At 70.7% G+C, this 8,964-nt stretch carries 10 protein-coding genes; 6 read left to right on the top strand and 4 right to left on the bottom strand.

All coding sequences use genetic code 11. The features are described from left to right. Nucleotides 1-132 precede the first annotated feature (132 nt). Entirely contained in the window at nt 133-462 is a 330-nt protein-coding gene (locus CCR97_RS10395; RefSeq protein ID WP_111360522.1) for a hypothetical protein, read from the top strand. 22 nt (nt 463-484) lie between these two features. Here CCR97_RS10395 and CCR97_RS10400 read toward each other — a convergent pair whose 3' ends face one another. Continuing rightward, the gene (locus CCR97_RS10400; protein ID WP_111360523.1) at nt 485-805 is read right to left on the bottom strand and encodes a hypothetical protein; all 321 of its coding nucleotides are present in this window, start codon (nt 803-805) and stop codon (nt 485-487) included. Between the two features lie 147 nt (nt 806-952). After that, nucleotides 953-2,296, bottom strand: a complete 1,344-nt coding sequence (locus CCR97_RS10405; protein ID WP_244670355.1) for a L,D-transpeptidase family protein — start codon at nt 2,294-2,296, stop codon at nt 953-955. A 428-nt stretch (nt 2,297-2,724) separates the two neighbouring features. On the opposite strand from CCR97_RS10405, the gene CCR97_RS10410 reads away from it, so the two are divergent. Continuing rightward, nucleotides 2,725-3,330 (top strand): UbiX family flavin prenyltransferase, encoded by a 606-nt coding sequence (locus CCR97_RS10410; protein WP_111359935.1) that lies wholly within the window; start codon nt 2,725-2,727, stop codon nt 3,328-3,330. A 284-nt stretch (nt 3,331-3,614) separates the two neighbouring features. Here CCR97_RS10410 and CCR97_RS10415 read toward each other — a convergent pair whose 3' ends face one another. After that, the gene (locus CCR97_RS10415) at nt 3,615-4,682 is read right to left on the bottom strand and encodes a tartrate dehydrogenase (RefSeq protein ID WP_111359934.1); all 1,068 of its coding nucleotides are present in this window, start codon (nt 4,680-4,682) and stop codon (nt 3,615-3,617) included. A 328-nt stretch (nt 4,683-5,010) separates the two neighbouring features. Between CCR97_RS10415 and CCR97_RS10420 the strand changes: the two genes are divergently transcribed. Next, nucleotides 5,011-5,421 (top strand): DUF3775 domain-containing protein, encoded by a 411-nt coding sequence (locus tag CCR97_RS10420; protein ID WP_111359933.1) that lies wholly within the window; start codon nt 5,011-5,013, stop codon nt 5,419-5,421. 223 nt (nt 5,422-5,644) lie between these two features. Here the strand turns inward: CCR97_RS10420 and apaG are convergent, their stop codons facing one another. Continuing rightward, a complete protein-coding gene (gene apaG / locus CCR97_RS10425) occupies nt 5,645-6,040 on the bottom strand; it encodes a Co2+/Mg2+ efflux protein ApaG (protein ID WP_111358755.1) in 396 nt (131 codons plus the stop codon). A gap of 249 nt (nt 6,041-6,289) precedes the next feature. Here apaG and CCR97_RS10430 point away from each other — a divergent pair, with 249 nt between their 5' ends. The 3 genes from CCR97_RS10430 to CCR97_RS10440 form a co-directional block, all read left to right on the top strand. Then, complete coding sequence (locus CCR97_RS10430; protein WP_111358756.1) at nt 6,290-7,444, top strand: OpgC domain-containing protein; 1,155 nt, start codon at nt 6,290-6,292, stop codon at nt 7,442-7,444. A 26-nt stretch (nt 7,445-7,470) separates the two neighbouring features. Continuing rightward, complete coding sequence (locus tag CCR97_RS10435; protein WP_244670356.1) at nt 7,471-8,196, top strand: SGNH/GDSL hydrolase family protein; 726 nt, start codon at nt 7,471-7,473, stop codon at nt 8,194-8,196. Beyond that, nucleotides 8,193-8,964: SGNH/GDSL hydrolase family protein (locus CCR97_RS10440; RefSeq protein ID WP_201159474.1), on the top strand; the 772-nt coding region annotated here is incomplete at its 3' end. The genes CCR97_RS10435 and CCR97_RS10440, both read left to right, overlap by 4 nt.

The following is an 8,964-nucleotide window of genomic DNA, read 5'->3' on the forward strand; positions in this document are numbered from 1 at the left end:
GGTCGTGCTTCTGGCCTGATACGCCGCGCCCGCGACTTTCCTTCGGCGCCGCGCCCGGGCGCGGCGGCGCGAAGGTCCGGGTCGGTACGACCGTAGCAGGAGCGACGCAGACGCCGAACGCAGGAGGCCCGCATGGTCCGAGCTTGGGTGGTAGCCGCGGTTCTCGGGCTCGCCCTGCCGGCCGGTGCCGGCGCGGTTCTGGCCCAACCGTCGCAGCCGGACTTCTCGGTTCTGGCGACCACGCCGGGGACGGTCACGGAACGGGCAGCGCCCGGATCGCGCGCGGCCGCGACGGCGCAGAAGCGACGCCTTCATCTCGAAGGGCTCGGGGTAGGCTACGACGTCGACGACCGGGTGACGCTCAAGGGCGGCTATCGGGCCGGTGGCCGGCCCGATAGCGGCGGCTCCGGCGGCGGGTCCGGCGTCTATCTCGGGCTCAGCCGCTCGCTCGGGCGGAAATAGGACGGGTTGCCGGAGGCCCTGGTCAGAACGGCCGGGTCGGGCCCGGACCCATGTGCCAGTCGCGCTTGAAGCCGGTCAGCCGGCCGGCGCGGAACTGCAGCCAGACGAGGCCGTCGACCGGAGTGAGGCCGGGGGTCGCGGCCGGCAGCCGCGCCACATAGGTGCGCGACGCGCCCTGACCGGCGACCGGCTCGAGCGGCACGCCGAGCGCGATCGAGGCCGCCTGCGGCGTCATCCCGAGCTCGAGCGGCGCCGTGTTCGGGGCCGTCGTCGAGGTGGTCACGCAGCCGCCGAGCGCGGCCGCGACGGCCAGCCCGGCAAAACCCGTGATCGCGCGTCTCATCCTGTCGTCCCCCTCGCCGCGATGGTGCTGCGGCGCCCCCGGCCCGTCAATCGCCGCCGCCCAGTATTCCGGACCCGTATCCCGGATACGACAACGGCCGGGGGATCCCCCGGCCGTACGTCCTCGATCAACGTGCGGCGTGGACCGTCAGCGGATCACCTGCGGCAGACCAGCGGCGCGCGGCCGCTGCGGCCCGGCCGGCGGGGTCTGCACGGCGCCCGACGAAGCCTTCGGCTTCACCACCACGCGAGTGCCGACGCCGACCCGGCGATACAGGTCCTCGATGTCCTCGTTGACCAGCCGGATGCAGCCCGACGACACGAAGCTGCCGATGGTGGACGGCTGGTTGGTGCCGTGGATGCGGTAGACGGTCTTGCCGAGGTAGAGGGCGCGGGCGCCCATCGGGTTGCTCTCGCCGCCGGCCATGAAGCGCGGCAGGTAGGGCTGGCGCTCGATCATCTCGGCCGGCGGGTGCCAGTCCGGCCATTCCGCCATGCGGCTGACGCGCTCGACGCCGGTCCAGGTGAAGCCCTCGCGGCCGACGCCGATGCCGTAGCGCATCGCCTTGCCGTTGCCGAGCACGAGGTAGAGGTAGGTGTTCGGCGTGTCGACCACGATGGTGCCGGCCGGCTCGGTGGTCTGGTAGTCGACCAGCTGGCGCTTGAACTGCGGCGGCAGCTCCTTGCGCTCCGTCTCGGGCTGGTAGTCGGGCCCCAGCGCGGCGTAGGCCTGGTTGCCGGCGCCGCCCTGCGGCGCCGTGCCCGGCGGGATGCTGCCGACCGGGGCGCGATCGGCCTCGGCCGGGCGGCCGTAGGCGGGCGCGCCGTAGCCGGGCTGCGACCCGTAGGCGGGCGGCGCGGCGCCGTAGCCGGCCCCCGGCTGGACGCCGTAGCCGGGCTGCGCGCCATAGCCCGGAGCCTGCTGGGCGCCGTAACCCGCGGGCGGCGCGGCCGTGGCATAGCCCTGGCCTCCCATCGGCGGCTGGCCGATCCCCGGCTGACCGACGGGTGCCTGGCCGGCGATCTCGCCGGGCGGACGCAGCGGCAGCGGTCCATCGGCCGGGGCCGGCGCGGCGTAGCGCGGCATCTGGCCTTGCGGCGGCGCAAAGGTGTCACGGTACGGCGCGGGCTGCGGCGGCTCGCGATAGGGCGTGCCGTCCCGATAGGCGGGAGCAGTACCGCGCGAATAATCGGCTTGGCCGGGGGGCGGCAGGGGCCGGGTCTCGTAGGGCACCGGCGCCGCGGCCGGATGGCCGCTGAGGTCGCCGCCCCCGTAGGCGCCACCCGCCGGACGCTGCGGCGCGCCCGGATAGGTCGCGACCTCGTCGTCCTCGTCCATGACGGGCGCGGACCCGTACGGGCCCGGGGCCGCGTAGGTGCCCGGCGTCCGATAGGCGCCCGGATAGGTCTGGGCCGTGGCATCGACCGTGGACGTGGCCAGCGAGGACACGCCGACGCCGGCGGCCAACAGGATCAGACAGGTTGCGCGCAAAAGACTCGTCCCCCTCGAATTCACGCCCGATCTTGCCGATCATCTGGGAAGAAGTTAGGGCAGCAACAAGGCGGAAACCGTGTCCGCCGCCGATCGACACTGCATCCCAACCCTGAGAATTTGGTAAAGGGACGGCAAACTGGCGTCCCCTCGCACGCACCGTCGCACGCGCGATGCAAGCGGCCTGCGCCGACCAACGGCGCGAATGCGCCGCGATCACGCGGCCCGCGCGCAGGCTCGGCGTCATGATACCGCGGCAGGCGTGATTCGGGAGATGAATCGTCACCCGAACTGCGCTAGCTGTCGGCCTCCGGCCGATGCCGCCCGCGCGGCCGGCCCTCGTACCGCCCCGCCCCCGCGCGACCGCGTCACCCGCCGGTCGCCGCCGCCCGCGTCACGACGCCGCCGGCCCGCCACAGGAGACCCGCATGACAACGACGCCGCGCCGCTTGATCGTCGGGATCAGCGGCGCCTCCGGCATCGTCTACGGGCTGCGGCTCCTGGAGATCCTGCGCGCCGTCGACGTCGAGACCCATGTGGTCGTCTCCAGCGCCGCCAAGGTGACGCTGGCGCTCGAGACCGACCGCACGCTGGCCGACCTGCAGGCGCTCGCCGACGTGTGGTACGCGACCAACGACATCGGCGCGGCGATCTCGTCGGGCTCGTTCCGCACCAGCGGCATGATCGTCTGCCCGTGCTCGATGCGCACGCTCGCCGAGATCGCCAACGGCATCACCGGCTCGCTGCTGCCGCGCGCCGCCGACGTGGTGCTGAAGGAGCGCCGCCGCCTGGTGCTCGTGGCGCGCGAGACGCCGCTCCATCTCGGCCACATCCGCAACATGGCGGCCGTCACCGAGATGGGCGCCATCGTCTATCCGCCGGTGCCCGCCATGTATGCAAAGCCCGCGTCGATCGAGGAGATGATCGACCACACGGTCGGCCGCGTGCTCGACCTGTTCGACATCGACACCGGCACGGTCCGCCGCTGGCGCGACGCCCCCGACGAGCCGGGCGGCGAGCCGAACGGGGTGTGAGCGGAGCGGTCCGTGACCTCGTTATCACCTCTCCCCAGCGGGGAGAGGTCGACGCGCGGAGCGCGTCGGGTGAGGGGGTGCCGACCTCTGGATTAATCCCATCGGCGTCGGCACCCTCTCACCCCACCCCTCTCCCCGCCGGGGAGAGGGAGCCGCGCCGTGCTCGCCGTACCGTCAGAGGACGCCCGCACCATCCTCCGTATTCGGCCGGCCCATTCGTCGGGTCATGTGCCCGAGCTGGCCTGCGACGGAAGGGGGATGCCGGCTCTCCGTAACGACCGCGATCAAATCATCTCGGCGATCGCCTTGCCGCAGGCGACCGTGTCGGCGTTGCCGCCCAGATCCCGGGTGCGCAGCGTCTTTTCGGCCAGCACCTTCTCGATCGCGGTCAGCACCGCGGCGGCGGCTTCGCCCTCGCCGAGATGGTCGAGCATCATGGCGCCCGACCAGATCTGGCCGATCGGATTGGCGATGCCCTGACCCGCGATGTCGGGCGCCGAGCCGTGCACGGGCTCGAACACCGACGGGAAGGTGCGCTCCGGATTGATGTTGGCGGCCGCCGCGATGCCGATCGTGCCGGCGCAGGCCGGGCCGAGATCGGACAGGATGTCGCCGAACAGATTCGAGGCGACGACGACGTCGAACCAGTCCGGATGCAGCACGAAGTTCGCCGTGAGAATATCGATGTGATACTTGTCCCAGCGCACGTCCGGATAGGCCTTGGCCATCTCCTCCACGCGCTCGTCCCAGTACGGCATGGTGATCGAGATGCCGTTCGACTTGGTGGCGGACGTGAGATGGCGCTTCGGGCGGCGGCGGGCGAGCTCGAAGGCGTATTTCAGCACCCGATCGATGCCGGTGCGGGTCATCACGGTCTCCTGCACGACGAACTCGCGCTCGGTGCCGGGAAACATCTTGCCGCCGATCGAGGAGTACTCGCCCTCGGTGTTCTCGCGCACGACATAGAAGTCGATGTCGCCGGGCTGGCGGCCGGCGAGCGGACAGGGCACGCCCGGCATCAGCTTGACCGGCCGCAGGTTGACGTACTGGTCGAAGTCGCGCCGGAACAGGAGCAGCGAGCCCCACAGCGAGACGTGGTCGGGCACCACCGCGGGCCAGCCGACGGCGCCGAAGAAGATCGCGTCGTGGCCGCCGATCCGCTCCTTCCAGTCCTCCGGCATCATGCGGCCGTGCTTCAGATAGTAGTCGCACGAGGAGAAGTCGAACCAGTCGAGCTGGAGCGCGAAGCCGTGCCGCTTGGCGACCTTCTCGAGGACGCGGACGCCCTCCGGCACCACCTCCTTGCCGATGCCGTCGCCCGGGATCACGGCGACCCGATAGGTTCTCTTCATGCCTCGCCTCCGGCGGCGTACGCCGCCTATCTGTGTGCTGTCGGGAATGTGTGTGCTGTCGGGGATCTGTGCTGTCGGGACGATCGCGCGTCGAGGCGCGCAGGGTGGCGGCAGTCGCGACCGCGCGTCAATCCCCGGACCGGCAGGGCCGTGCCCCGCGGCGCGCAGCCGCAGACGCGCCGGCTGCTTGACGCAAATCAAGGCCCGCGCGGCGCCCGGTCATAAGCTTTCCACAGGTTGCAAGCGGTCGATGCTGTCGGCGAAGCAGACGGAGGGTGAGGGCCGGTTTCGACGTCGACATGGGCTCGGCCGCACGAGGACGCCAACCATGATCACCGCGCCTGCCCTGACCATCTCGCCCGAAAAGGTCTGCTACGTCATCATGAAGGCGCGCGAGTTCGAGGTTCAGGACGTCGCCACCGACAGCGACGACGACGCGGACGAGTCCAGCTGGTCGGCGCTCGACGCCCGCCGCGACGACCCGACCTATCGCGAGCTCAAGGCGTTCATCCGCTCCCTCAATCAGGACGAACAGGTCGACTTGGTCGCCCTCACCTGGCTCGGCCGCGGCGACGGCGCGCTCGACGACTGGGACGATCTGCGCGCCGAGGCGGCCCGCGCCCACAACAAGCGCACCGCCGACTACCTGCTCTCGAAGCCGATGCTGCCGGACCATCTCCAGGACGCCCTCGACCAGTTCGGCTGCTCCTGCGACGACTACGACCTCGGGCACTTTTGAGCGGACGCGCGGTCCGAAGCGTCTCCTCGGCTCGCATGGGAGAGCATCGCGGACTCGTCATCCCGGGGCGCGGACCTTCAGGTCCGCGAGCCCGGGATCCATACCCCCGGTGTCGGTGGCTCACGAGAAGCAGGGCGTATGGGTCCCCGGGCGCGGCGCTACGCGCCGCCCCGGGACGACGAAGCGCTTGTCCAAAGCCCGCGCATGACACTCGTCCAACCCCTCAGTTCACCACCCGGGCGGCGGCGTGCGGGAGGTCGAGCGAGAAGGTCGGGATGGCGATGTCGAAGCGCTCCCCGGCCTCGTCGACCATCGTGTAGCTGCCGGTCATGAAGCCGGAATCGGTCGTCAGCGGCACCCCGCTGGTGTACTCGTAGCTGGCGCCGGGCGCGAGCACGGGCTGCTCGCCGACCACGCCGGCGCCGCGCACCTCCTGGACACGGCCGAGCGCATCGGTGATGCGCCAGTGGCGGCTCTCGAGCTGCACGGTCGCGTCGCCGTGATTGGTGATCTCGATCGTGTAGGACCAGAAGTAATACCGCTTGTCGGCGGACGAGCGCTCCGGCAGGAAGCGCGGCGTCACCTTCACCTCGATGTCGCGGGTCCGGGTGATGAACATGGGCTCCTCGCGGCAGGATGCGGGTCCGTGGTCGGCTCCGGACCGTTATACCCGCTCGGCCGCCGGGGACGAACCGTCGCGCCGCCGCACCGTCCGGCCCCCCCCCGGACGCGCGTCCGTCCGACGCACGAGCCGAGCCGCCGTCGCTTCGCCCCATTGCATCGCAATAAGCCGGGGCTCGTGCTATGCGGACGGCGCGGCGACCCGGCGCGGGTCGCCGCCGATCCGGGACGGACTCGGGACGGACTCATGTCGACAGCCGGCGGACGCGATCTGCGCCTCGACCTCTTCCGCGGTCTCGCGCTCTGGCTGATCTTCCTCGACCACATCCCGTCGAACGTGGTGAGCTGGATCACCATCCGGAACTACGGCTTCAGCGACGCCACCGAGATCTTCGTCTTCATTTCCGGCTACACGGCCGCCTTCGTCTACGGCGCCACCATGCAGGAGCGCGGCTTCCTGGTCGCCTCGGCCCGGATTCTGCGCCGCGCCTGGCAGGTCTACGTCGCCCACGTGTTCCTGTTCACCATCTACATGGCCGAGATCGCCTATGTCGCGGCGAGCTTCGAGAACCCGCTCTACGCCGAAGAGATGGGCGTGTTCGAGTTCCTGCGGCAGCCGGACGTGACGCTCGTCCAGGCCCTGCTGCTCAAGTTCAAGCCGGCCAACATGGACGTGCTGCCGCTCTACATCGTGCTGCTGGCGTTCTTCCCGCCCTATGTCTGGTTGACGCTCCGCGCCCCGACCGTCGCGCTGTTCGTCACCGTCGCGATCTACGCGCTGGCCTGGGAGTTCGGCATCAATCTGCCCGCCTATCCGAGCGGCCACTGGGTGTTCAACCCGTTCGCCTGGCAGCTCCTGTTCTGCTTCGGCGCTTGGTGTGCGCTCGGCGGGATCGACCGCATCGGCGGCTTCATCCGCTCGCCCTGGGTGGTGGCGCTGGCGATCGCCTACCTGGCCGTCTCGTTCGCCGTCGTGCTGACCTGGTACGTGCCGCCGTGGACCCGCTTCGTCCCGAAGGCCGTGGCCGAGTGGATGTACCCGATCGACAAGACCAATCTCGACGTCCTGCGGGTCGCCCATTTCTTCGCCCTCGCCGCGCTGGCGGTGCGTTTCGTTCCGCGTGACTGGCCGGCCCTGAAGTCGCGCTGGGCGCGGCCGGCCGTGGTCTGCGGTCAGCACTCGCTCGAGATCTTCTGCCTCGGCGTGTTCCTCGCCTTCGCGGCGCATTTCGCGATGGCGGAGCTGTCGGACGGAATCGCGATGCAGATCATTGTCAGCGTCGCCGGGGTTATGGTTATGATTGGAGCGGCGGCCGTTATGTCCTGGTACAAGCTGATCGAGGGCCGCCACGCCGGGTCGCGGGCCACGTCGAGCACCGGGCCGGCCGGGAGCTCGTCATGACCCGCGCGGTCCTCGCCCTCCTCGCCATGCTGCTCGCCGGCCCCGTGCTGGCCGAGCCGGAGGCCGCGTGCCAGGTGCCGGACGGCCTGGTGCAGGCGGATTTCGCGATGCCGCGTGTGGCCGACGCGATCGCCGCAAAGACGCTCGAGATCGCCGTCCTGGGCAGCGCCTCCTCGGCGCTCGCCGGCCCGGCGGGCGCCGGCAAGGCCTATCCGGGGCCGCTTGAGGCGGCGCTGAAGGCCGCCCTGCCCGGCGTGACCGTGACGGTGAGCACCTTCGCCAAGCCCAAGCAGAGCGCCGCCGAGATGCAGGCCGCCATCCCGGCGATCCTCGCCGACAAGAAGCCGGCGCTGGTGATCTGGCAGTCCGGCACCGCCGACGCGATCCGCGGCGTCGACCCGGAGGACTTCCGCATCGCCCTGGAGGAAGGCACCGAGGCGCTGCAGAAGGGCGGCGCCGACGTGATGCTGATGAACATGCAGTTCAGCCCGCGCACCGAGTCGATGATCGCGGTGAATGCCTACGCGGACGCGATGCGGTTCGTCGCCCTGCAGCATTCCGTCAACCTCTTCGACCGATTTGCGGTCATGAAGCACTGGAACGAGGCCGGTATCTTCGATCTGACGACCGTCACTAAGAAAATGGACATGGCCGAGCGGGTACACGCGTGCTTCGGCAAGCTTCTCGCAAGGCTGATCCTCGACGGGGTCGCCTTGACAAGAGAGGAACGGAAAGCAAACGATCGGCCATGATGGTGTCCCGCCTCGCTCGGATGCGCAGCACAGTCCTCGCCGCGCTCCTCCTCTCGCCCTTCGGTCTCGCCCTGCCCGCCGCCGCCTCCGACGGGGCGCCGCCGTGCCGGTCGCAGTCGGACCTCACCCGCTTCGCCGACCGGCTGACCCGGACGGCGCAGAAGATCGCCCGCCGGCAGCCGCTCACCATCGTGGCGCTCGGCTCGTCGTCGACCGCCGGCGCGGGCGCGAGCGGGCCCGCCGCCTCCTATCCGAGCCGGATGGAGGCCCGCCTGCACGAGACGCTGCCGGAGCAACCCTTGCGGGTACTCAATCGCGGCGTCAACGGCGAGGACGTCCGGGAGATGCTGGCCCGCTTCGAGGCGAGCGTGCTGGCCGAGCAGCCGGACCTCGTGATCTGGCAGACCGGCACCAATGCACTGCTGCGCGGGCACTCGCTCGACGACGTGCGCACCCTGGTGACCGACGGCATCGCCCGCCTGCGCCGCCTCGGCATCGACGTGGTGCTGATCGACCCGCAATACGCCCCCGCCGTGCTGGCCAAGCCTCACGCGGCCGAGATGGTCGCCCTGCTGGCCACGATGGCGCGCGAGGGGCACGCCGACCTGTTCCCCCGCTTCGCCGTGATGAAGCGCTGGCACGAGACCGAGAGCATCCCGATCGACACCTTCATCGATCCGGACGGGCTGCACATGAACGACTGGGGCTATGCCTGCTTCGGCCGCCTGATGGCCGACGCCGTCACCGAGGCGGCGACCCGGCCCGCCA

Source organism: Rhodoplanes elegans (assembly GCF_016653355.1).
In the GTDB taxonomy this organism is placed as follows: Bacteria; Pseudomonadota; Alphaproteobacteria; order Rhizobiales; family Xanthobacteraceae; genus Rhodoplanes; species Rhodoplanes elegans.

Bases quoted from the DNA above. Each gene is read 5' to 3' on its own strand.
- apaG (WP_111358755.1), bottom strand. From the start codon at position 6,040: ATGTTCATCACCCGGACCCGCGACATCGAGGTGAAGGTGACGCCGCGC.
- CCR97_RS10420 (WP_111359933.1), top strand. From the start codon at position 5,011: ATGATCACCGCGCCTGCCCTGACCATCTCGCCCGAAAAGGTCTGCTAC.
- CCR97_RS10395 (WP_111360522.1), top strand. From the start codon at position 133: ATGGTCCGAGCTTGGGTGGTAGCCGCGGTTCTCGGGCTCGCCCTGCCG.
- CCR97_RS10400 (WP_111360523.1), bottom strand. From the start codon at position 805: ATGAGACGCGCGATCACGGGTTTTGCCGGGCTGGCCGTCGCGGCCGCG.
- CCR97_RS10410 (WP_111359935.1), top strand. From the start codon at position 2,725: ATGACAACGACGCCGCGCCGCTTGATCGTCGGGATCAGCGGCGCCTCC.
- CCR97_RS10430 (WP_111358756.1), top strand. From the start codon at position 6,290: ATGTCGACAGCCGGCGGACGCGATCTGCGCCTCGACCTCTTCCGCGGT.
- CCR97_RS10435 (WP_244670356.1), top strand. From the start codon at position 7,471: ATGCTGCTCGCCGGCCCCGTGCTGGCCGAGCCGGAGGCCGCGTGCCAG.
- CCR97_RS10415 (WP_111359934.1), bottom strand. From the start codon at position 4,682: ATGAAGAGAACCTATCGGGTCGCCGTGATCCCGGGCGACGGCATCGGC.